This window comes from Arenibaculum sp., from assembly GCF_035998295.1.
GTDB lineage: Bacteria > Pseudomonadota > Alphaproteobacteria > Azospirillales > Azospirillaceae > DASYHS01.
The window spans coordinates 1-22,750 of the sequence record NZ_DASYHS010000068.1 but is presented as its reverse complement, the minus strand read 5'-3'; the positions used below and the strand labels follow the sequence as shown (position 1 = coordinate 22,750).

20 protein-coding genes are annotated in these 22,750 nt (G+C 70.9%); 13 read left to right on the top strand and 7 right to left on the bottom strand.

The window, feature by feature from the left end; genetic code table 11:
* Window positions 1–13: 13 nt before the first annotated feature.
* From yihA to argB, 3 genes are all read left to right on the top strand, one after another.
* Complete coding sequence (yihA, locus tag VGO20_RS07225) at window positions 14–673, top strand: ribosome biogenesis GTP-binding protein YihA/YsxC (protein WP_327501639.1); 660 nt, start codon at window positions 14–16, stop codon at window positions 671–673.
* 208 nt (window positions 674–881) lie between these two features.
* Entirely contained in the window at window positions 882–2,996 is a 2,115-nt protein-coding gene (locus VGO20_RS07220) for a PAS domain-containing protein (protein ID WP_327501638.1), read from the top strand.
* Between the two features lie 34 nt (window positions 2,997–3,030).
* Window positions 3,031–3,951 carry an acetylglutamate kinase gene (argB, locus tag VGO20_RS07215; protein ID WP_327501637.1) on the top strand — a complete coding sequence of 307 codons (921 nt, stop codon included), beginning with the start codon at window positions 3,031–3,033 and terminating at the stop codon, window positions 3,949–3,951.
* A 31-nt stretch (window positions 3,952–3,982) separates the two neighbouring features.
* Here the strand turns inward: argB and VGO20_RS07210 are convergent, their stop codons facing one another.
* On the bottom strand, window positions 3,983–4,618 hold the full coding sequence (locus tag VGO20_RS07210) for a hypothetical protein (protein WP_327501636.1): 636 nt from the start codon (window positions 4,616–4,618) through the stop codon (window positions 3,983–3,985).
* Window positions 4,619–4,748: 130 nt separating this feature from the next.
* Between VGO20_RS07210 and VGO20_RS07205 the strand changes: the two genes are divergently transcribed.
* The 4 genes from VGO20_RS07205 to VGO20_RS07190 all read left to right on the top strand — a co-directional run bounded on the left by VGO20_RS07205 (window position 4,749) and on the right by VGO20_RS07190 (window position 8,137).
* On the top strand, window positions 4,749–5,474 hold the full coding sequence (locus tag VGO20_RS07205) for a pyrimidine 5'-nucleotidase (RefSeq protein WP_327501635.1): 726 nt from the start codon (window positions 4,749–4,751) through the stop codon (window positions 5,472–5,474).
* Window positions 5,475–5,538: 64 nt separating this feature from the next.
* Window positions 5,539–6,393: a 2,3,4,5-tetrahydropyridine-2,6-dicarboxylate N-succinyltransferase gene (dapD, locus tag VGO20_RS07200; RefSeq protein WP_327501634.1), complete on the top strand. Its 855-nt coding sequence runs from the start codon at window positions 5,539–5,541 to the stop codon at window positions 6,391–6,393.
* Window positions 6,394–6,404: 11 nt separating this feature from the next.
* Window positions 6,405–7,568, top strand: a complete 1,164-nt coding sequence (dapE, locus tag VGO20_RS07195) for a succinyl-diaminopimelate desuccinylase (RefSeq protein WP_327501633.1) — start codon at window positions 6,405–6,407, stop codon at window positions 7,566–7,568.
* Window positions 7,565–8,137 (top strand): hypothetical protein, encoded by a 573-nt coding sequence (locus tag VGO20_RS07190; RefSeq protein WP_327501632.1) that lies wholly within the window; start codon window positions 7,565–7,567, stop codon window positions 8,135–8,137. Before dapE ends, VGO20_RS07190 begins: the two co-directional genes overlap by 4 nt.
* Window positions 8,138–8,161: 24 nt before the next feature.
* Here the strand turns inward: VGO20_RS07190 and truA are convergent, their stop codons facing one another.
* The 5 genes from truA to VGO20_RS07165 form a co-directional block, all read right to left on the bottom strand.
* Window positions 8,162–8,899, bottom strand: coding sequence for a tRNA pseudouridine(38-40) synthase TruA (truA, locus tag VGO20_RS07185; RefSeq protein ID WP_327501631.1), 738 nt, complete (start codon window positions 8,897–8,899; stop codon window positions 8,162–8,164).
* On the bottom strand, window positions 8,896–9,831 hold the full coding sequence (fmt, locus tag VGO20_RS07180) for a methionyl-tRNA formyltransferase (protein ID WP_327501630.1): 936 nt from the start codon (window positions 9,829–9,831) through the stop codon (window positions 8,896–8,898). Before fmt ends, truA begins: the two co-directional genes overlap by 4 nt.
* A gap of 38 nt (window positions 9,832–9,869) precedes the next feature.
* On the bottom strand, window positions 9,870–10,706 hold the full coding sequence (locus tag VGO20_RS07175) for a class I SAM-dependent methyltransferase (protein ID WP_327501629.1): 837 nt from the start codon (window positions 10,704–10,706) through the stop codon (window positions 9,870–9,872).
* Window positions 10,699–11,211: a peptide deformylase gene (gene def, locus VGO20_RS07170; protein WP_327501628.1), complete on the bottom strand. Its 513-nt coding sequence runs from the start codon at window positions 11,209–11,211 to the stop codon at window positions 10,699–10,701. Before def ends, VGO20_RS07175 begins: the two co-directional genes overlap by 8 nt.
* A gap of 117 nt (window positions 11,212–11,328) precedes the next feature.
* The gene (locus tag VGO20_RS07165) at window positions 11,329–12,831 is read right to left on the bottom strand and encodes a DNA recombination protein RmuC (RefSeq protein ID WP_327501627.1); all 1,503 of its coding nucleotides are present in this window, start codon (window positions 12,829–12,831) and stop codon (window positions 11,329–11,331) included.
* A gap of 211 nt (window positions 12,832–13,042) precedes the next feature.
* On the opposite strand from VGO20_RS07165, the gene VGO20_RS07160 reads away from it, so the two are divergent.
* Window positions 13,043–14,740, top strand: a complete 1,698-nt coding sequence (locus VGO20_RS07160) for a sensor histidine kinase (RefSeq protein WP_327501626.1) — start codon at window positions 13,043–13,045, stop codon at window positions 14,738–14,740.
* On the opposite strand, the gene VGO20_RS07155 is transcribed toward VGO20_RS07160, so the two are convergent.
* The gene (locus tag VGO20_RS07155; protein WP_327501625.1) at window positions 14,680–15,045 is read right to left on the bottom strand and encodes a hypothetical protein; all 366 of its coding nucleotides are present in this window, start codon (window positions 15,043–15,045) and stop codon (window positions 14,680–14,682) included. The two genes, VGO20_RS07160 and VGO20_RS07155, sit on opposite strands and share 61 nt — an antisense overlap.
* Window positions 15,046–15,266: 221 nt before the next feature.
* Between VGO20_RS07155 and mdh the strand changes: the two genes are divergently transcribed.
* The 5 genes from mdh (at window position 15,267) to odhB (ending at window position 22,750) form a co-directional block, all read left to right on the top strand.
* The gene (gene mdh / locus VGO20_RS07150; protein WP_327501624.1) at window positions 15,267–16,235 is read left to right on the top strand and encodes a malate dehydrogenase; all 969 of its coding nucleotides are present in this window, start codon (window positions 15,267–15,269) and stop codon (window positions 16,233–16,235) included.
* A gap of 149 nt (window positions 16,236–16,384) precedes the next feature.
* Window positions 16,385–17,581 carry an ADP-forming succinate--CoA ligase subunit beta gene (gene sucC / locus VGO20_RS07145; protein ID WP_327501623.1) on the top strand — a complete coding sequence of 399 codons (1,197 nt, stop codon included), beginning with the start codon at window positions 16,385–16,387 and terminating at the stop codon, window positions 17,579–17,581.
* Window position 17,582: 1 nt separating this feature from the next.
* The gene (sucD, locus tag VGO20_RS07140; RefSeq protein WP_327501622.1) at window positions 17,583–18,458 is read left to right on the top strand and encodes a succinate--CoA ligase subunit alpha; all 876 of its coding nucleotides are present in this window, start codon (window positions 17,583–17,585) and stop codon (window positions 18,456–18,458) included.
* A gap of 75 nt (window positions 18,459–18,533) precedes the next feature.
* Window positions 18,534–21,434 (top strand): 2-oxoglutarate dehydrogenase E1 component, encoded by a 2,901-nt coding sequence (locus tag VGO20_RS07135; RefSeq protein WP_327501621.1) that lies wholly within the window; start codon window positions 18,534–18,536, stop codon window positions 21,432–21,434.
* 56 nt (window positions 21,435–21,490) lie between these two features.
* Window positions 21,491–22,750: a 2-oxoglutarate dehydrogenase complex dihydrolipoyllysine-residue succinyltransferase gene (gene odhB, locus VGO20_RS07130; RefSeq protein WP_327501620.1), complete on the top strand. Its 1,260-nt coding sequence runs from the start codon at window positions 21,491–21,493 to the stop codon at window positions 22,748–22,750.

Genomic DNA, 22,750 nt, shown 5'->3' with positions numbered 1-22,750 from the left:
GGAGTCGAGCGCCATGACCCGAGAGATCAGGCCGAGCCTGCTCGCCGATGCCGACCCGGACGCGATCGAGACCGGGCGGCTCCTGTTCGCGCAGGCCTGCGACTTCGTCTGGGGCGCGTCCAAGCTGTCGGAGCTTCCGGAGGCCAGCCTTCCCGAACTCGCCTTCGCCGGGCGCTCCAACGTCGGCAAGTCGAGCCTGGTGAACGCGCTGACCGGGCGCAAGACGCTCGCGCGCACGTCGAACACGCCGGGCCGGACGCAGCAGATCAATTTCTTCAATCTCGGCGGCCGCCTGATCCTGGTCGACATGCCGGGCTACGGCTATGCGCGTGAGTCCAAGACGAAGGTCGAGGCCTGGACGGCGCTGGTGCGCAGCTACCTGAAGGGCAGGGTCACGCTCCGGCGCGTGTGCCTGCTGGTCGACTCGCGCCACGGCATCAAGCCCAACGACGACGAGACGATGAAGATGCTCGACCAGGCCGCCGTGCCCTACCAGGTGGTCCTGACCAAGGCGGACAAGATGAAGCGCGAGGAACTCGACGCCGTCGTCGAGGCCACCATGGGCGCGCTGAAGAAGCATCCCGGCGCCCATCCCGAGGTCGCCGTCACCAGCGCCGAGAAGGGGATGGGGATCGCCGAGCTGCGTGCGAGCATAGCCGCGCTAGCGGCCTGAGAAGCATGGCCGCGCTAGCGGCCTGAGAAGCATGGCCGCGCTGGCGGCCTGAGGAGCCTATCTCCTTTGGGGTGCTTCCGGCCGGCGGGGCAAAGGTTTACGACTGGCTCATCGCATACGCACGGATTTCCGGCTGTCGTGGACCAGGTTCCTGCTCCTCGAATGTCCCGGCCCCGAGCGCGCCGGTCGCGCCGCCGCGATCGGCGGCGTGCCCGGCGCGACCCTGGCGGGGATCGCCGGCGGGCCGGAGGCGGTGGAGGCGGCCGGCGCCGCCGCGCCGGATCTGGTTGTCCTCGGGCCGGCACCCGGCGCGCCGCGGCCAGCCCTGGTCCGGGATCTGCGCGGCCGGCTGGGTGCCGGCGCCACGCTCGTCGCGGTCGGCGGCGTCGAGGCCGACCGGGAGGCCGAGTTCGATGCCGGCATCGACGCCTTCCTCGGTTCCCGGCCGGGTCCCTGGGATTTCGCCGCGCTCGTGCGCAGCCTGACCACCAGTGGGCGGCAGCCGCCACCCCAGCGGCGGCAGCTTGCCGCCCTCGTCGACCTGCTGCCCCTTCCCGCCCTGCTGACGGAACCGGAGAACGGCAGGATCGTCCATGCCAACGGGCTGCTGCGCACGGCGGTGGGCGTCGAGAACGTCGGCCTCGCCCGGCTCGACGCGCGCCGCTTCTATCGCGACGGCGAGGACCGGGACCGCTTCGTGGAGGCGGTCCGCAGCCGGGGAGCCGTGCAGGGATACGAGGTCCTGCTGCGCCGCACCGACGGCACGCCGCTCTGGGCGCTGATCTCGACGAACCGGATCTCGTGCGGGGACGGCGTCGCGCTGCTGACGGTGTTCAACGACATCACCGTCCGCAAGCGCGCCGAGACGGAGCTGGAGGCGAGGGAGCGTCATTTCCGGCGCCTCGCCGACGCCCTGCCGGCCATGGTCTACATGACCGACGCGAGCGGGCTGACGGTATTCACCAACCGCCTCTCGCGGGAGTTCACGGGGCTTTCCGAGGAAGCCATGGCCTCGGGCGGGTGGATGTCGGCGATCCATCCCGACGACAGGGCCGGGCTCCTGCGGGCCGAGACCGAGGCGGTGAGGAGCCGCACCGCCTACGAGTACGAGTACCGGACGCGCCGGGCCGACGGCGCCTGGCGCTGGACGCTGAACCGCGCGACGCCGTATCCCGATGCCGACGGGCGGTTCGCCGGCCTGATCGGCGTCTGCCTCGACATCACGGTCCGGCGCGAGGCGGAGCTGGCGCTGGCCAGCATGACGCGGGCGGTCGCGGCCAGCAACGAGCTGGCCCGCATCGCGACCGAAGGGGTCGGCCTCGGCACGTGGGACATCGACCTGACGACGGCGCGCGTCACCTGGTCGGAGCGCGCCAAGGCGCTGTTCGGGCTGCCGCCGGGCGTCGAGGTCACGGACCCGCTGTTCCGGTCCCGCCTGCACCCCGACGACGCCGGGATCGTGGACGACGCGATCCAGGCCGCGACCGATCCCGGCAGCGGCGGCGACTACGCGGTCGAGTTCCGGGTCCGCCTGCCGGGCGACGGCATGCGCTGGATCGCCGCCCAGGGGCTGGCCTTCTTCGAGGGCGAGGGTGGGCAGCGCCGGCCCGTGCGGCTGGTCGGCACCATGATGGACGTCACGGACCGCAGGCTCGCCGAGGACCGCCTGCGCGCCTCCCTGGCCGAGAAGGAGACGCTGCTGCGCGAGGTCCACCACCGGGTGAAGAACAATCTCCAGGGCCTGTGGAGCCTGCTCCAGCTCGAAGCCCTCCAGCTGCGCGACCCCGCGATGCGCGCCCGGATCGAGGCGATCAGCTCGCGCATCGTCGTGATGGGGCGCATCCACCAGCAGCTCTACTCCTCGAACGACTTCGCCCATATCGACCTGGGCCGCCAGCTTCCCGAGCTGGCGCTGGGCCTGCTCGCGATGGACGGCGATCCCGAGCGGATCGTCCTCGACCTGGCGGTGGCGCCGCTCGCCTGCGACCTCGACACCGCCATCCCGCTCGGCCTGGTCGCGAACGAGCTGATCTCCAACAGCCTCAAGCACGCCTTCCCCGAAGGCCGCGGCGGGCGCCTCTCGATCCGGCTGGCGCCCATGGAGGACGGGCGGGTCGCGCTCACGGTCGCGGACGACGGGATCGGGATGCGGGGCGGCCAGGAGACCGGCGGCATCGGCACCATGCTCGTCCAGGCTCTGGCGAGCCAGATCGAGGCCGAGGTGGAGGAGCTTCCGGCGGAGCGCGGGCACCGGACGCGCGTGCTGGTGCCGGGCGGCCGTTTCGTCACGGCCGACCGGCGGCAGCCCGTCAACACGCACTAGATCGCAGGTTGCCTTTCGATTAGAGTCCCGGCCCATGTCGGACTCCACAGGCGAATCCCCCACCGTGTCCCAGGAAGAACTGCTGGCCAAGGCCCGGATCCTGTCCGAGGCGCTGCCCTACATGCGCCGGCACGCCGGCAAGACCTTCGTCGTGAAGTACGGCGGCCACGCCATGGGCGACGAGCGCCTGGCGGACCTGTTCGCGCAGGACGTCGTCCTGCTGAAGCAGGTCGGGATCAATCCCGTCGTCGTGCATGGCGGCGGCCCGCAGATCGGCCAGATGCTCGACCGGCTCAAGATCCAGAGCAGCTTCATCGACGGCCTCAGGGTCACCGACAAGCACACGGTCGAGGTCGTCGAGATGGTGCTGTCGGGATCGATCAACAAGCAGATCGTGACCGCCATCAACAACCAGGGCGGCACCGCGGTCGGGCTGTCCGGCAAGGACGGCCACCTGATCATCGCCCGCCGGCTGCGCCGGACCACGCGCGACCCCGACAGCAACATCGAGAAGATCCTGGACCTCGGCTTCGTCGGGGAGCCCTACCAGATCAATCCCGAGATCATCGAGATGTTCGAGGACAGCGAGGTGATCCCGGTGATCGCCCCGATCGGGCTGGGGCGCAGCGGCGAGACCTACAACATCAACGCGGATACGGCGGCCGGCGCCATCGCCGGGGCGCTGGGGGCCGCGCGCTTCTTCCTGCTGACCGACGTGCCGGGCGTGCTCGACAAGCAGAAGACGCTGATCCCGCACCTGTCGCTCGACGACGCCCGGCGCTGCATGGGCGACGGCACGATCACCGGCGGCATGATCCCGAAGATCGAGACCTGCATATCTTCGGTCGAGCAGGGCGTGGACGCGGCCGTCATCCTCGACGGCCGCGTCCCCCACGCGCTGCTGCTCGAGATCTTCACCGAGGGCGGCGTCGGCACGATGATCAGCCGGGAGTAGCCGCTCCCGATTCGGCCGCTCCGACCCCGCTTTACCGCAGCGGCGCCACCGGCCGCCCGGACAGCCGGAGCAGCAGCTCCGAGACGACCTCGTCCTCGGTCTTCTTCGACAGCGCCGCCGTGGTGCCGATCAGCGCGTCGGCCACCGCGAGCGTCTGGTCGAGATCGATCCTCCACGCGCCGTCCTCGCGCACGAAGCCGGCCGGGATCAGCACCGGCTGGCCGTCGACCACCAGCGTGCCGGTTGCCCGGTCGCCCCTCACCGAGACCCGGCCCAGCCCCGCCTGACTGATGATGTTCGGGCCGAGCCAGCCCTGGGCGAGCGCGTGCTCGGCCAGACCGGCGGCGTCGCGCCCACGGATTTCGGCCGGCGTCATGTGGTGGCGCAGGCCGAGCGCCGCGAACCGTTCGGCCGGCGAGAGGGGAGCGAGTGCGGCGCGCGTCCCCGCCAGCGCCGCGGCGCGGATGTCATCGACCCGCTCGCGCGTCGCGCGCGACAGCGTCGCGACCGCCGCCGCGCCGTCCCGGTCCTGGAGCGCGGTGCGCGCCGCGACGAAGGTCTCGCCGATCATCGCCTCGGCCGCCGGGTCCGCCATCGCCGCTCCGCCGGTCGCGGCGGCCGCCAGCCCCAGCAATCCGACCAGCCATCCGAAAAGCGCGTTGCGCATGAAGCCGTTCCTCGTCCGAACATGGTGGGCCGTTCCATATGGCGAGGCGAATGCGGCGATGCCAGGGCGGGCGGCCCGTCCCGCGGTTCGGGCCTTGCCCCCGGCGCGTGCGCGCTCCATCCTTCCCGGCATGACGGTACTTCCCCCCTCGACGAGAACCCCGGACCCGGCGGCCTTCTCGCATGTCCGGGTCTGGATCTTCGACCTCGACAACACGCTCTATCCCGCGGCGTGCGACCTGTTCACCCAGGTGTCCCGGCGCATGACCGAGTTCATCTCGGCCCGGTTCGACCTGCCCTGGGAGGAGGCGCGCGCAATGCAGAAGCACCTCTTCCAGAGCCACGGCACGACGCTGCGTGGCCTGATGACCGAGCACGACGTCGATCCGGTCGCGTTCCTCGACTACGTCCACGACATCGACGTCTCGCCGGTCGACCCGACGCCGGACCTCGCTCTTTCGCTGTCGCGGCTGCCCGGCCGCAGGCTGATCTACACCAACGGCTCGGTCGCGCATGCGCACAACGTGCTGGACCGGCTGGGCTGCCGGGACCGCTTCGAGGCGATCTTCGACATCGTCGCCGCCGGCTACGTCCCGAAGCCGGACCCGCGTCCCTACCGCGACATGGTGGCGCGCTTCGGCGTCGACCCGGCCGAGGCGGTGATGGTCGAGGACATCGCCCGCAACCTGGTGCCCGCCGCGGCGCTGGGGATGACCACCGTGTGGGTCGCGAGCGAGGCCGACTGGGCGCGCCCCGACCGTGGCGGGGTGGGGGCCGGCCGGCACATCCACCATGTCACGGACGACCTCGTCGCCTGGCTGTCGGCCTTGGCCGGCGGGTTGCAGTCCGACAGTTGACAGCCTCCCCTCGGCCCGACATGTTCGGCGGGCTTCCTGCCACCCCCTGCGACGGCGCCAGACCATGACCTCCGACCTCCAGTCCGCGATCGATGCCGCCTGGGAAGCCCGCGACGGGCTTTCTCCGGCTACCGCCGGCCCCGTGCGCGATGCGGTCGAGAAGGCGCTCGCCGGTCTCGACGACGGCTCGCTGCGCGTCGCCGAGAAGGTCGACGGCGCCTGGCGGGTCCACCAGTGGCTCAAGAAGGCGGTGCTGCTGTCGTTCCGCCTCTACGACAACGCGCTGATGCCTGGCGGGCCGGACGACCCGGCCTTCGGCGGCGCCTCCTGGTTCGACAAGGTGCCGTCCAAGTTCGCGGGCTGGGACGACGCGCGCTTTCGCGCCGCCGGCTTCCGCGCGGTGCCGAACTGCGTCGTCCGCCGCTCGGCCTTCATCGCCCCCGGCGTCGTGCTGATGCCGAGCTTCGTCAACGTCGGCGCCCGGGTCGAGCGGGGGACCATGGTCGACACCTGGGCCACCGTCGGCTCCTGCGCCCAGATCGGCCGCAACGTGCACATCTCCGGCGGCGCCGGGATCGGCGGCGTCCTGGAGCCGCTGCAGGCCAATCCCGTGATCATCGAGGACAACTGCTTCATCGGCGCGCGTTCGGAAGTCGCCGAGGGGGTCGTCGTGGAGGAGGGCTCGGTGCTCTCCATGGGCGTCTATCTCGGCGCCTCGACCAAGATCGTCGACCGCATGACCGGCGAGGTCTTCATCGGGCGCGTCCCGGCCTATTCGGTCGTGGTCCCGGGGACCATGCCCGGCCGGCCGCTGCCCGACGGCAGCCAGGGCCCCGGGCTCTACTGCGCCGTGATCGTGAAGCGCGTCGACGAGAGGACCCGCGCCAAGACCTCGATCAACGACCTGCTGCGGGATTGAGGACTCGGGACATGGGTACGGACGCGGTCGCGCTGGCGGGCGAGCTGATCCGCTGTCCGAGCGTGACCCCGGGCGACGCCGGGGCCATCGGCGTGCTGGCCCGCGCGCTCGAGGATCTGGGCTTCGCCTGCCATCGGCTGCGCTTCGAGGAGGCGGGGACCGACCCGGTCGACAACCTCTACGCCCGGCTGGGCAGCGGCGCGCCGAACTTCTGCTTCGCCGGCCACACCGACGTCGTCCCGCCCGGCGACCCCTCGGCCTGGTCCTTCGATCCCTTCGCCGGGACCGTCCGGGACGGCCTGCTGCTCGGCCGGGGCGCGACCGACATGAAGGGGGCGATCGCCGCCTTCGTCGCGGCGATCGCCCGCCATCTGGCGCTCCACGGCCGGCCCTCCGGCTCGATCAGCCTGCTGATCACCGGCGACGAGGAGGGGATGGCGATCAACGGCACGCGCAAGGTGCTGGACTGGCTGGCCGAACGCGGCGAGAGGATCGACGCCTGTCTGGTCGGCGAGCCGACCAACGTGGCCGTGCTGGGCGACATGATGAAGATCGGCCGGCGGGGCAGCCTGACCGGCCATCTCGCGGTCCGCGGCGCGCAGGGCCATGTCGCCTATCCCCACCTCGCCGACAACCCGCTCCCGCGCCTCGTGCGCATGCTGGCCGGGCTGACCGAGCGGCCGCTCGACGAGGGCAGCAGGCACTTCCCCCCGTCCTCGCTGCAGATCACGACGATCGACGTCGGCAATCCCGCCGTCAACGTGATCCCGGCCGTGGGCCGGGCCAGCTTCAACATCCGCTTCAACGACCTCCACGACTCGCAGGCGCTGATGGACTGGGTCCGCGCGGTGTGCGAGCGGGTGGGCGGCGCCCACGAGCTGAGCTTCCGCGTCTCGGGCGAGGCGTTCATCACCGAGCCCGGCCCCTTGAGCGACGTCGTCGCCGGCGCGGTCGAGCGCGTGACCGGACGCCGGCCGGAGCTCAGCACCACCGGCGGCACCTCCGACGCCCGCTTCATCCGGGCCCACTGCCCCGTGGTCGAGTTCGGGGCGGTCGGCCGGACCATGCACAAGGTGGACGAGCACGTGGCCGTCGCGGACCTGGAGCGGCTGGCCGACATCTACGCGGAGGTTCTGCGCGCGGTCTTCGTCGGCACGAAGGCGGGACCGGAGTGAGCATCGACCTGCGCGAGGCCGCCAACGCCATCTACGGCGCGTGGCGGCTGGCCCTCTTCGATCCCGTAGGCGTGGTCTTCTTCGAGCGCACGCCGGAGGCGGCCCTGCGGTCGTTCCGGGTCGCGGTGCTGCTCGCCCCGGTGTGGCTGGTCCTGGCGCTGCTGGCCCTCGACCCCGCCGACGAGGCCGGACCGAGCCTGGGACGCTTCCTGGTGGTCACCGGTCTCGCCTACGTGCTGGCCTGGACCGTGTTCCCGCTGGCGATGCACGGCATCTCGCGGCTGATCAGGCGCGCCGACCGCTATTTCGTCTTCGTCACCGCCCACAACTGGTCGCAGATCGTCCAGTCGGTGGTGTTCCTGCCGGCGTCGGCGCTCGCGGAATCCGGGCTGGTCCCGGACCCCGTCGGCGGCGGCGTGCTGCTCGGCTCGGGACTGTTCGTCCTCGCCTACGAGTGGTTCGTGGCCCGTACCGTGCTGGAGGTCCCGGGTGCCACCGCGGCGCTGGTCGTCGCCTTCTCCCTCACGATGGCGATGACGATCCAGGCGGTCGCCGGCGGCATGCTCTGAGACGCGGTTCCACGCGGCAGGCGATCAGTACACGACGTCGGTGAAGTAGAGCCCGTCCGGCGGCGCGGTCGGCCCGGCCGCCGACCGGTCCCGGGCGTCGAGGGCGGCGCGCAGCCGGTCCGCCGTCCACTTGCCCTCGCCGACCAGGGCCAGCGTGCCGACCATGTTGCGGACCTGGTGGTGCAGGAAGGAGCGCGCGCGGGCGACGATCCGGATCTCCTCTCCGTCCCGCAGGACGTCCAGCCGGTCCAGGGTCTTCAGCGGCGACTTCGCTTGGCACTGGCTGGCGCGGAACGACGTGAAGTCGTGATGGCCGACCAGGACCTGCGCCGCCGCGTGCATCGCGTCCGCGTCGAGCGGGCGGTGCATGTGCCAGGCGCGCCCCTGCCCGAGCGCCAGCGGGGCCCGCCGGTTGACGACGCGGTAGAGATAGCCGCGCTGGCGGGCCGACAGGCGCGCGTGGAACTCCGGCCCGACCGGCTCGGCCGTCAGCACGGCGATCGGCTGCGGCCGCAGGTGCTGATTGATCGCGTCGCGCACCGCGCGCGCGGTCACATCCTTTTCGATATCGAAATGAGCGGTCTGGCCATAGGCGTGGACGCCGGCATCGGTGCGCCCGGCCGCATGCAGCGTCACCGCCGTGCCCGAGAACCGGGCGATCGCGTCCTCGATCGCCTGCTGGACCGACGGTCCGTTGTCCTGCCGCTGCCATCCGACATAGGGCCGGCCGTCGTATTCGACCAGAAGCTTCCAGCGCGTCATGGCGACGCCAGCACGCCGCCTTCCGGAAGCCGGAAGCCGCGCAGGAACGCGGCGCCGTCGACCGGCGCCTTGCCGGCGCGCTGGACCCGCACCGCGCGCACCGCGCCGTCGCCGCAGGCGATCGTCAGCCGGTCGTCGAGGACGGTGCCCGGCCGGGCGCGCGGGGCGTCGGGCACCGGCTCCACGGCCAGGACCTTGACCCGCTCGCCGCCCGCCTCGAACCAGACGCCCGGCCAGGGGTCGAGGGCGCGGACTTGGCGGTCGATCGCGGCCATGGGGCGTGTCCAGTCGATCCGCCCTTCGTCCCGGTTCAGCTTGGCCGCGTAGGTGACCCCGTCGGCGGGTTGGGGGACCGCCGGCAGGGTGCCGGCGGCGAGCCCGTCGAGGGCGCGCACCACCAGCTCCGCTCCCAGGTCGGCGAGGACGTCGTGCAGGTCGGACGCCGTTGTCCGGGGGCCGATCGGCACCGCTTCGCGGAGCAGCATCGCGCCGGTGTCTAGCCCTTCGTCCATCTGCATGATCGTGATCCCGGTCTCCTCGTCGCCTTCGAGGATCGCGCGCTGGATCGGCGCGGCGCCGCGCCAGCGGGGCAGAAGCGAGCCGTGGACGTTGACGCAGCCGAGACGGGGTGCTTCCAGGATCGGCTTCGGCAGGATCAGCCCGTAGGCGGCGACCACCGCGACGTCGAGGCCGAGCGCGCGGAACGCCTCCTGCTCTTCCGGCGCGCGCAGGGTGCGCGGCGTGCGGACGGGAATGCCGCGGGCCTCGGCGAAGCGGTGGACCGGCGAGGGCTGGACCCGGTGGCCGCGCCCGGCCGGCCGCGGCGGCTGGCTGTAGACGCAGGCGACCTCGTGCCCCGCCTCGACCAGGGCGGCGAGGCCGGGGACCGCGAAGTCGGGCGTGCCCATATAGGCAAGGCGCAGGCGGGTCATGTCGGGCGGCTCATCTCGGGCAGGTCATCTCGGGCCGGTCATCGGGGCGGCGCGGTGCGCTGCATCGCCAGGACCATGCGCCAGGCCTGCTCCGCGTCGTCGATCGGGATCGCGGCGTCGAGGGCGCCGTACCAGGCGACGATCTCGAAGCGTCCGCTCAGCCGGGCGAGGGCGATCAGGTCCTGGGCGGTCCAGCGCCGCTGCAGCGCGCGGTCGCGGATCACCTTCTTGCGGCCCTGGTCCCACACCGTCAAGGTCGTCGTGACCTCGCCGACCTGGCCGACGGGGTCGAAGCGGTCGTCCTCGGCGCCCCAGCGCACGCGCACCCGCAGGCCGTCTCCGGTCACTTCCCAGCCGGCTTCCGTGCCCTCGTCGTCGCCGAACAGGCTGCGGGGATGCGGCAGCTCCAGGAACAGCAGGCCGTCGGGAGCGAGGGAGGCGGCCGTCGCCGTCAGGCAGGCGAGGCCGTCGTCGAGCGTCAGCAGGCTGCCGGCCGATCCCAGCAGCAGCAGCGCGACGTCGATCCCGGACCAGGGCGCCAGCCCGGTGATGTCTCCCAGGCGGTAGTCGAGCGCGACGCCGGCCGCCGCGGCCTTGTCGCAGCCGTAGCGGACCATCTCCGGCTCGCGGTCGAGCGCATGGGCGGCGATCCCGCGACGCGCCAGCTCGACCGCATGGTTGGCGGGGCCGGCGGCGAGTTCCACCGCCGAGGTGGGCGCGCGGCCCAGCCTGCGGGCGGCCGTCTCGCACAGGAAGTCGCATTCGGCGACGAAGTCGCGGTAGCCGAAGGCGACGTCGTAATAGCGGGGGACCGAGAAGATCCGCTCGTGCTGCGGCGAGGTGGCGACGCGGCGTCCGGCGCCGCGGTCAGGCATTGACCTTCTTCTGCTTCTGGAGCTTGCGCATGATCATGTTGCGCTTGAGCATCGACAGGTGGTCCACGAACAGCACGCCGTCGAGATGGTCGATCTCGTGCTGCAGGCAGGTCGCGAGCAGGCCATCCGCCTCGATCTCGCGGCTCTCGCCGGTCTCGTCGAGATAGCGCACGCGGACGGCGCGCGGCCGGACGACGTCGGCGTAGTGCTCGGGCAGGGACAGGCAGCCCTCGTTGGACTGGGCCAGTTCCTCCGAGAACCAGAGGATTTCCGGGTTGGCGAGGCGCAGCGGCGCCGGCGGCTCGCCCTTGTCGGCGACGTCCACGACGATGATGCGATCGAGCACGCCGACCTGAGGGGCGGCGAGGCCGATCCCCGGCGCCGCGTACATCGTCTCGAGCATGTCCTCCATCAGCTTGCGGACATGCTCGTCCACCCGCTCCACGGGCTGTGCCTTCCGCTTGAGGAGCGGGTCGGGTGCGATCAGGATCGGGAGGGTCGCCATGGGATGCCGTCGGCCGGGGTCGGACAGTTTCTGTTCGGACCTGACCAGATATGGATTGCGGCGCCGCCCGTCAAGCGGTGCCGTTCGGGTGCCGGCGGCACCTCCGGACCCGGGAGGTCAATCCGCCGGTTCGGGGACGGGCCGCAGCTCCGGCGACTGCAGCAGCCGGGGGGCCTGGTCGACCTGGGCCGGTTCCGGCATCTCGGCGCCGCCAGGGGTGGCGTGAAGGTCGCGGAAGCGCCGCGCGCTCACCAGTACCCGGCTCTCCAGCGTGCCGACCGCGCGGTTGTAGGAGCCGACCGCCTCGGCGAGGCGCGAGCCCAGGCGGTCCATGTGGCCGCCGAGGTCCGCGAGCCGCTTGTACAGCTCGGCGCCGAGCGCGCTGATCTCGTGGGCGTTGTGCGCGAGCTTTTCCTGGCGCCAGCCATAGGCGACGGCGCGCAGCAGCGCGATCAGGGTGGTCGGCGTGGCGAGGATGACGCCGTTGTCGATGCCGGCCTCGATCAGCGCCGGGTCGTGCTCCAGCGCTGCGCTGAAGAAGTTCTCGCCGGGCAGGAACAGCACGACGAACTCCGGGCTGTCGCGGAACTGGTCCCAGTAGGCCTTGGCGCCGAGCTGCTTCAGGTGCTCGCGGACGTGGCGGGCGTGGCGGACCATGGCGTCCCGCCGCACCGTGTCGTCCGTGGCGCCGACCGCGTCCAGATAGGCCTCCACCGGCGCCTTGGAATCGACCACGATCGTCTTGGCGCCGGGCAGGCTGACGATCATGTCCGGCCGCAGGCGCCCGGTCTCGGTGTCGACGCTCGCCTGTTCGCGGAAGTCGCAATGGTCGAGCATGCCCGCCAGCTCGACGACCCGGCGGAGCTGAATCTCGCCCCACCGGCCCCGGGCGATCGGCGAGCGCAGCGCGCGCACGAGGTTGGACGTCTCCAGGCGCAGCTCCCGCTGCGTCTCCATCAGCGACGACACCTGCTGCTTCAGGCCCTCGTAGGCGCCGGCCCGCTCCTTCTCTATCTGCTGGATCTGGCGGTCGACCTCGTCCAGCGACCGGCGCACCGGCGCGATCATCTCCGCAATCGCCTGCTGGCGCTTGTCCATGTCGCCGCGGGCTCCCTCCTGGAAAGTGCCGAGCGTCGCCTTCGCGAGCTCCAGGAAGTTCTGGTTGTTGCGCTGGAGCGCTTCGGCCGAAAGCGCCTTGAAGGCATCGGCCAGCCGGGTCTCCGCCTGCTCGAGCAGGGCCAGGCGCTCCACGCCCAGGCTCCGTTCCCGGTCGAGCAGCGCCGTCATCTCCGCGACGCGCGCGCCCAGGCGGGTAGTCTCCGTGCGGGCACCCTCCAGCTCGCGTTCCGTCTCGGCGGCGCGGCGCGCGCGTTCCTCCGCGCCGGACCGCCGCTCGGTCTCGGCCGTGACCGCCCGGTTCAGGTCGGCCAGGAGCCGGTCGCGCACGCCGAGCTCCTCGCGCAGGTCGTCGAGCTGGCGCTCGGCGAAGTCGAGCTCCGCCAGCAGCCGCTGGCGGTCGGCGCCCCGGTCCGGGCCCGCGACCAGCCAGGCCAGCCCCACGGCAACCGCTCCGAGCAGCGCTCCCAAGGCCATCGGCAGCACGTCGAACGCGAAAGGCACGATCCCCGTCTCCCCGTCGTGGGCGCCGTCCGTCCGGGACGGCACCGGGCATCATAGCACCGATGCCGCCGGCGGTGGTGGCCCCCGGCGGCGCGGCCGGGAGCCGCATCCCAATCGATCGGGAATACGCGGGTATTTTTTGCGCTCACGGTCGGCGGGCCGGGATCTCTAGAATGCCATGGATTGCCGCCTGGCGGAGATGACGAACGCGATGGCTGGGTCCTTGGACGGCGGTGGCGGCCGGGCGGTACGAAGGAGCCGTCTGCGCGACCATCTGCGCATGGCCCTGATCGCCTCGATCGCGGTCCTGGGCGGGCTGGCGGCGGTACTGGCGTGGCGCGGATATCATCTCACCTTCGAGCGCCACCTGGCCCGGACGGAGGCGGACGTCGCCCTGATGGCGCGCGACATCGAGCGGCTCGTCCACTCCGCCGACCTGTTGCTCGTCCAGATGGTCGATCTGGCCCGCGAAACCGACTGGGACGATCCGGATGCCCGGGTCGGGGCCGGCGCGGAACTGCGGCATCTCCGCGCGTTGCTGCCAGAGAGCTTCCGGCTCCATCTCTTCGACGCGCGGGGCGACGTCCGCGCGACCAGCATCGAGGGGCCGGTCGACCTGAACGTCGCCGGCCGGGGCTATTTCGGCCGGCACCGGGACGGCAAGAGCGGCCTCCACATCTCCGGGCTGTTGCGCGACCTGCACGATACGACGCCGATGTTCACGATGAGCCGGCGCGTGCCGGACGCGGCCGGGGGGTTCGACGGCGTGGCGGCGGTCTCGTTCGAGCCCGGCATCGTCGGCAGCACCTACAGTGGGCACGCGCTCGCCGAGGGCACGACCTTCATCTGGGCGCATGCCGACGGACGGGTGATCCTGCGCGAACCGGGCCGCCCGGGTGGGCCCGACCCCGGCGAGACCCTGGCGCCCGACGTCGTCGCGGTCCTGGAACCGGCCGCGGCCGGCTACGGCCTGCGCGCCGTCCTGCCCGACCGCGTCCGCCACCTGGTGAAGGTGCGGCGGGTCGGCGCCTATCCCTACTACGCCATCGTCGGCACGCCCGTGGCCGGGGTCGTCGACGCCTGGATCGACGGTCTGCTGCCCTATGTCCTCGGCGGTGGCGTGGCGCTGCTGGCGCTCGCCCTGGGCGCGCGGCGCTGGCTCGCCTGGGCGGCGGTCGAGGACCGCTACCGCGAACGGCTCGCCCTTCTGCTGACCGAGAAGGACACCCTGCTCGACCAGAAGGAGCTGCTGATCCGGGAAATCGACCATCGGGTCAAGAATTCGCTCCAGCTCGTCGGCAACCTTCTGGATCTGCAGGCGGGCCTGACCCGGAACGCGACCGTGCGCGCCCAGCTCGCCGAGGCGCGCGGGCGGGTCGAGGCGGTAGCCCTCCTGCACCGGAGCCTGCAACGGGGAGAAGGGTCGGATGGGGTCGAGCTGGCGGAGTATCTCGACCATCTCGTGCGCGGCCTCGCCGAGGCGACGCGGGCGCCGGTCGAGTTCGTCTGCGGGGCGCCGGCGGCCCGGCTGTCCAACGACGCCGCGCTTTCCGTCGGCCTGGTCGTGAACGAGCTCGTGACCAACGCCCTGAAGCACGCTTATCCGGCCACGGGGTCAGTTACCGGGGGACCGGTCCGGGTCCTGCTCCGGGACGAGGGGGGCGGGCTGACGCTGCGCATCGCCGATGCCGGCACCGGGTTGCCGCCCGGCTTCGATGTGCATGCCGAGGGCAATCTGGGCATGCGCATCGTGCGCATGCTGGTCGACGCCCTGGGCGGGAAGCTGCGGGCCGAGAGCCTGGAGCCCGGCACGGCGTTCGAGATCGTCCTGCCGCACGAGGCGGCGAATCATTCCGCTCCGGCCGCTCCGAAGCTCACCACGACCTCGTCGAGCAGGGCGGCGCAGTAGGCGCGGTCCGCAAGGTCGGCCTGGGTCGCCGACGTCCCGAGGCCGAGAAGCTGGATCGGCCAGGGCTCCGCCTCCTCCCACGCCGGGATCGAGACCTTGAGCCGGGTCAGGTTCGCCCAGCAGGCGAGGCGGGCGGCGCCGGTCGGAGCCGCGGCCGGCGCGCCGGTCTGCATACTCGCTGTCTGCATACTCGCCGTCTGCATACTCGCCGTCTGCATACTCGATTGTGCGGCCGCGGGGCCGGCCGGCAACACCGGCACCAGCAGCATCGCCAGCAGGAGGGCCAGCAGGGTGACGGGCTTCATTCTTTCCGCCTCCGGAATGGGTTCGGGTGCACCGACAACGTCGCGGATGGCGGCCTCGTTCCCCCGCCGGAGGTGCCGCGGGGGTGGCGGGCGCCCGGTTCCCCTTGCCCTCGCATACGATTCGGGGTACGAACCCGCGCGGATTGGGGGCCGTCCGGCCCGACCTCGGCGCCGGCCCTTCACCCCTCGTCAATCAGCTCGGCAATACCTGGGGAACGTTCATGGCACGCAAGAAAATCGCGCTCGTCGGCGCCGGCCAGATCGGTGGCACGCTGGCCCTGCTCGCAGGCTTGAGGGAGCTGGGCGACATCGTCCTGTTCGACATCGCCGAGGGCATCCCGGAGGGCAAGGCGCTCGACATCGCGCAGGCCGCCCCGGTCGAGGGCTTCGACGCCGTGCTGAAGGGCGGCAGCGACTACTCCGTGATCGAGGGCGCCGACGTCGTGATCGTGACGGCCGGCGTGCCGCGCAAGCCCGGCATGAGCCGCGACGACCTGATCGGCATCAACACCGGCGTCGTCCGCTCGGTCGGCGAGAACATCCGCAAGTACTGCCCGAACGCCTTCGTGATCGTGATCACCAACCCGCTCGACGTGATGGTGTGGGTGATGCAGGAGGCCTCGGGCCTGCCGGCGGAACGCGTGGTCGGCATGGCCGGCGTGCTCGACAGCGCGCGCTTCCGCCATTTCCTGGCCGACGAGTTCAAGGTTTCGGTCGAGGACGTGACCGCCTTCGTGCTCGGCGGGCACGGCGACACCATGGTGCCGCTGGTGCGCTACTCGACGGTCGCCGGCATCCCGCTGCCCGATCTCGTGAAGATGGGCTGGACCACGCAGGAGCGGCTCGACGCGATCGTGCAGCGCACCCGCGACGGCGGCGCGGAGATCGTGAAGCTGCTGAAGACCGGCTCGGCCTTCTACGCCCCCGCGTCCTCGGCGATCTCGATGGCCGAGAGCTATCTCAAGGACAAGAAGCGCGTCCTGCCCTGCGCGGCCTTCCTGACCGGCCAGTACGGGGTCGACGGCCTCTATGTCGGCGTGCCGGTCGTGATCGGCGCCGGCGGCGTCGAGCGGATCATCGAGATCGAGATGGACGCCGAGGAGAAGAAGATGTTCGACCACTCGGTCAACGCCGTCCGGACCCTCGTCGACGTCGTCAAGAAGATGGACGCGGACAAGGCTGCCGGCTGACGCGCGGCCGGCCGGGCCAGGGCCGGCCGAGCCACGCCGGTTGATAGCGGTCCCCGGGGTGCTACAGTAGCGGCGCGCGCGGGGACCCATCGCGGACCACCCGCCGGGCGGCCCACCGGACGAAGGTCATCAGAAAAGACGGATGCCCCATGAACATTCATGAGTATCAGGCCAAGACTCTCCTCAAGAAATACGGCGTCGCCGTGCCGCGCGGCGGAGTGGCCTATACGCCCTCCGAGGCAGCGCAGGTGGCGAAGGACCTGGGGGGACCCGTCTGGGTCGTGAAGTCGCAGATCCATGCCGGCGGCCGCGGCGCCGGCCGGTTCCGGAACGATCCCGGGGGCAAGGGCGGCGTGCGCGTCGTCAAGTCCGTCGAGGACGTCGAGAAGAACGCGGGCGAGATGCTCGGCCACGTCCTGGTGACCAAGCAGACGGGCCCCGCCGGCAAGGAGGTCAAGCGCATCTACGTCGAGGAGGGCTGCGACATCAAGCGCGAGCTCTATCTCGGCCTGCTGATCGACCGCGCCACCTCGCGCGTCACCGTGATGGCCTCGACGGAGGGCGGCATGGAGATCGAGGAGGTGGCCGCCGAGCACCCCGAGAAGATCCTCAAGGTCGCGATCGACCCCGCCGTCGGCATGATGCCCTTCCATGCCCGCCAGCTCGCCTTCGGCCTCGGGCTGGAAGGCAAGCAGGTCGGCGCGGCGGTGAAGTTCATGCTGGCGATGTACCAGGCCTTCGCCGACCTCGACGCCTCGATCGTCGAGATCAACCCGCTGGTCGTGACCGGCGCCGGCGATATCCTGGCGCTCGACGCCAAGATGAACTTCGACGACAACGCGCTCTTCCGCCACAAGGACATCGAGGAGCTGCGCGACCACGACGAGGAGGAGGCGTCCGAGCTGGAGGCCACCCGCCACGGCCTCAACTACATCAAGCTCGACGGCAACATCGGCTGCATGGTCAACGGCGCCGGCCTCGCCATGGCGACGATGGACATCATCAAGCTGTACGGCGGCTCGCCCGCCAACTTCCTCGACGTCGGCGGCGGCGCCACGCGCGACCGCGTCACCACCGCGTTCAAGCTGATCCTGTCGGATCCGAACGTCGAGGGCATCCTGGTCAACATCTTCGGCGGCATCATGCGGTGCGACGTCATCGCCGAGGGCGTCGTCGCGGCCGCGCGCGAGGTGTCGCTGCACGTGCCGCTCGTCGTCCGGCTCGAAGGGACGAACGTCGAGTTCGGCAAGAAGATACTGGCGGAGTCCGGCCTGCCGATCCTGTCCGCGGACAATCTCGCGGATGCGGCGGAGAAGGTCGTGAAGGCAGTCGAGGAGGCGGCGTAAAATGGCGGTCCTGGTCAATTCCGAAACCAAAGTCATCTGCCAGGGCTTCACGGGCGCCCAGGGGACCTTCCATTCCGAGCAGGCGATCGCCTACGGAACGAAGATGGTCGGCGGCGTGACCCCCGGGAAGGGCGGCACGACCCATCTCGACCTGCCGGTGTTCGACACCGTCGCCGAGGCGGTCGAGCGCACCGGGGCCGACGCCAGCGTGATCTACGTCCCGCCGCCGTTCGCGGCCGACGCGATCCTGGAGGCGGTCGACGCCGAGATCCCGCTGGTGGTGTGCATCACCGAGGGCATCCCGGTGCTGGACATGGTCCGGGTCAGGCGCGCGCTGCTGGGTTCGAGCACGCGGCTGATCGGCCCGAACTGCCCCGGCGTCATCACGCCGGACGCGTGCAAGATCGGCATCATGCCCGGCCACATCCACCGGCGCGGCAAGATCGGCATCGTCTCGCGCTCGGGCACGCTGACCTATGAGGCCGTGGCCCAGACCACGGCGGCGGGCCTCGGCCAGTCGACCTGCATCGGCATCGGCGGCGATCCCGTCAACGGCACCAACTTCGTCGACTGCCTGGAGATGTTCCTCGACGACCCCGAGACCGAGGGCATCATCATGATCGGCGAGATCGGCGGCGACGCCGAGGTGCGCGGGGCGGAGTTCCTGAAGGCGTCGCGCACGAAGAAGCCGGTCGTCGGCTTCATCGCCGGCCGCACGGCCCCGCCGGGCCGCCGCATGGGTCACGCGGGCGCGGTGATCTCGGGCGGCAACGACACCGCCGACTTCAAGGTCGAGGCGCTGAAGGCCGCGGGCATCGTCGTGGCGGACAGCCCGGCCAGCCTGGGCAGCACGATGCTGAAAACCTTGAAGGGGTGATGCCGGCTTTCCACCTGAGGACGTCAACCCCATACGCACCGAGAGGGCGCGGGCGACAACGCCCGCGTCGAAATCATGCCAGTCACGTCTGAGCGGACCTCCTTCCTTTTCGGCCCCAACGCCACCTTCATCGCCGAACTCCACGCCCGCTACCTCGAAGATCCCGCCTCCGTCGACCCGAGCTGGGCGGATTTCTTCGCCGAACTCGACGACGACGCCCGCGCCGTTCTGGGCGAGCTGCGCGGGGCGAGCTGGGCGCCGAGCACGTCCAACGTGATCGGCGACGGGGCGGAGATGCCGGCCGCGACGCGGGGCAACGGGTCCGCCGCCGGCCACCAGGCCCTGAACGGGCTGGGCGAGGAGCAGGTCCGCCGGGCGACGCTCGACAGCATCCGGGCGCTGATGCTGATCCGGGTCTTCAGGGTGCGCGGGCACCTGATGGCGAGCATCGACCCCCTCGGGCTCGAGAAGCGCACCTACCACCCCGAGCTCGACCCGAAGACCTACGGCTTCACCGACGCCGACTGGGACCGCCCGATCTTCATCAACCACGTCCTCGGCATGGAGTTCGCCACGCTCCGCCAGATCATGGACGTGCTGAGGAAGACCTATTGCGGGAACATCGGCGTCGAGTTCATGCACATCCAGGACCCGGACCAGAAGGCCTGGATCCAGGAGCGCATCGAAGGGCCGCGCAACCACACCGACTTCACGGTCAACGGCAAGAAGGCGATCCTGGAGCGGCTGACCGCCGCCGAGGTCTTCGAGCGCTTCCTCGACAAGAAGTACACCGGCACCAAGCGCTTCGGCCTGGACGGCGGCGAGGCGCTGCTGCCGGCGATGGAGCAGGTCCTCAAGCGCGGCAGCCAGCTCGGCCTGCGCGACGTCGTGCTCGGCATGGCGCATCGCGGCCGCCTCAACGTGCTCGCGAACTTCATCGGCAAGCCGTTCTCGGCGATCTTCTCGGAGTTCCAGGGCAACGTCGCCCATCCCGAGGACGTCCAGGGCTCGGGCGACGTGAAGTACCATCTCGGCACCTCATCGGACCGCGAGTTCGACGACCGGGTCGTGCATCTGTCGCTGACCGCGAACCCCTCGCATCTCGAGGCCGTGAACCCCGTCGTGCTCGGCAAGGTCCGCGCCAAGCAGATCCAGCGCTGCCGCCAGACGCCGCCGACCGACGAGAGCCGGGAGGAGGTGCTGGGCATCCTGCTGCACGGCGACGCCGCCTTCGCCGGCCAGGGCCTGGTCGCCGAGACGCTGCTGCTGTCCGAGCTGAAGGGCTACCGGACCGGCGGCACGATCCATTTCATCATCAACAACCAGATCGGCTTCACGACGATGCCGGCCTTCTCGCGCTCGGGCCAGTATTCGTCCGATGTCGCGAAGATGGTCCAGGCGCCGATCTTCCACGTGAACGGCGACGATCCCGAGGCGGTCGTCCACGTCGCCCGGATCGCGATCGAGTTCCGGCAGAAGTTCAAGAAGGACGTGGTCGTCGACCTCGTCTGCTATCGCCGCCACGGCCACAACGAGGGCGACGAGCCGGGCTTCACCCAGCCGCTGATGTACAAGGCGATCCGCAACCACCCGACCACGCGCGAGATCTACGCCAGGCAGCTCGTCTCCGAGGACGTCGTCACCGCCGCCGAGGCGGAGAAGGTGGTCGCGGACTTCCAGCGCAAGCTCGAAGGCGAGTTCGAGGCGGCGACGCGCTACAAGCCGAACCGTGCCGACTGGCTCGAAGGCAAGTGGGCCGGCATGGAGGTGGCGAAGGGCGACGACCGGCGCGGCAAGACCGCGGTCCCCCTCGACACGCTCAAGGAGGCTGGCCTCGCCCTTTCGCGGGCACCCGGCCACATCAAGGTCAATTCCAAGATCGTCCGCCAGCTCAAGGCGAAGCAGCAGATGATCGAGACCGGGGAGGGCATCGACTGGGCGACCGGCGAGGCGCTGGCCTTCGGCACGCTGTGCGTCGAGGGCACGCCCGTTCGCCTGTCGGGCCAGGACGTCGGCCGGGGCACCTTCTCGCAGCGCCACTCGGTGCTGATCGACCAGGAGTCCGAGGAGCGCTGGGTCCCCCTCAACCACATCCGCGAGGAGCAGGCGACCTACGAGGTGCACGACAGCCCGCTGTCCGAGGCGGCGGTGCTCGGCTTCGAATACGGCATCTCGCTCGCCGAGCCGCACATGCTGACGATCTGGGAGGCGCAGTTCGGCGACTTCACGAACGGCGCCCAGGTGATCATCGACCAGTTCATCAGCTCGGGCGAATCGAAGTGGCTGCGCATGTCGGGCCTCGTGATGCTGCTGCCCCACGGCTACGAGGGGCAGGGGCCGGAGCACAGCTCGGCCCGGCCGGAGCGCTTCCTGCAGCTCTCGGCCGAGGACAACATCCAGGTCTGCAACATCACGACGCCGGCGAACTACTTCCACGCGCTGCGCCGCCAGGTGCGCAGGAACTTCCGCAAGCCGCTCGTGGTCATGACCCCGAAGAGCCTGCTCCGTCACAAGCTGTGCGTGTCCCCGCTCGCGGATTTCGGGCCCGACGCCTCGTTCCACCGGGTTCTTCCCGAGGCGGGGCGGCTGGCGGCCGACGAGGCGGTCCGGCGCGTCGTGCTGTGCACGGGCAAGGTCTATTACGACCTCGTCCAGGAGCGCGAGAGCCGCGGGCTCGACGACGTCGCGATCGTGCGGGTCGAGCAGCTCTATCCCTTCCCGCGCAACTCGCTGATCGCGCAACTGTCCCGCTACCCGAACGCCGACGTGGTCTGGTGCCAGGAGGAGCCCTACAACATGGGCTACTGGTTCTTCGTCGACCGCCGGATCGAGGACTGCCTCGCCGAGATCGGGCACAAGGCCGGGCGTCCGCGCTATGTCGGGCGGCCCGAGGCCGCCTCGCCCGCGACCGGGATGCTGAAGCGCCACAACCAGGAGCAGGCGAAGCTCCTGGACGAAGCGCTCACCGTCAAGTGACCCCCGAGAGAACACCCGCGCCCCACCCGGCGATCTAAGGAAGAAGGCAAGCTGGCATGGCTACGGAAATCACGGTTCCCACCCTGGGCGAGTCGGTCAGCGAGGCGACCATCGCCCGCTGGCTCAAGAAGGTGGGCGAGGCCGTCAAGGTCGACGAGCCGCTCGTCGAGCTCGAGACCGACAAGGTGACGCTCGAGGTGAACGCGACGACGGCCGGCACGCTCGCGGAGATCCTGGCCGAGGAGGGGGAGAACGTGGAGGTCGGCGCCGTGCTGGGCCGCATCTTCGACGGTGCCGCGCAGGTCAATGTCGGCGAGGCGCCGCGTCCCAAGGCCGAGGCGCGCAAGCCCGAGCCGGCACCCGAACCGGCGCCGGCCCAGCCGGCCGAGCAGCGGCACGAGGTCCTGTCGCCGGCGGTGCGCAAGCTGGTCGACGACAACGGGCTCGATCCCTCGGCCATCCGCCCGACCGGCAAGGACGGGCGCCTGACCAAGGAAGACGTGCTGAAGCACCTGTCCGCCGCGCCCGAGGCGAAGCCGGCCCCTGCGCCCGAGGCGAAGCCGGCGCCCGCCCCCGCGGCTAAGCCCGCGCAGCCGGCGGGCCCGCGCCAGCGGGCCGAGCGCGAGGAGCGGGTGCGCATGACGCGGCTGCGCCAGCGCATCGCCGAGCGGCTGAAGGAAGCCCAGAACACGGCGGCCATGCTGACCACCTTCAACGAGGTGGACATGACCAACGTCATGGCGCTGCGCAACGAGTACAAGGACGCGTTCGAGAAGAAGCACGGCGTGAAGCTCGGCTTCATGAGCTTCTTCGTGAAGGCGTGCATCCAGGCGCTGCAGGAGATCCCGGCTGTCAACGCCGAGATCGAGGGCACCGACCTCGTCTACAAGAACTACTACGACATCGGCGTCGCGGTCGGCACGCCGCAGGGGCTGGTGGTGCCGGTCGTGCGCGACGCCGACCAGATGGGCTTCGCCGACATCGAGAAGACGATCGGCGAGCTCGGCCGCAAGGCCCGCGACGGCAAGCTGTCGATGGACGAGCTGACCGGCGGCACCTTCACGATCTCGAACGGCGGCGTCTACGGCTCGCTGATGTCGACCCCGATCCTGAACCCGCCGCAGTCCGGCATCCTCGGCATGCACAAGACCCAGGACCGTCCGGTCGCGGTCAACGGCAAGATCGAGATCCGGCCGATGATGTACCTGGCGCTGAGCTACGACCACCGCATCATCGACGGCCGCGAGGCGGTCACCTTCCTGGTCCGCGTCAAGGAAGGCATCGAGGACCCGCGCCGGCTGCTGCTGGACATGTGA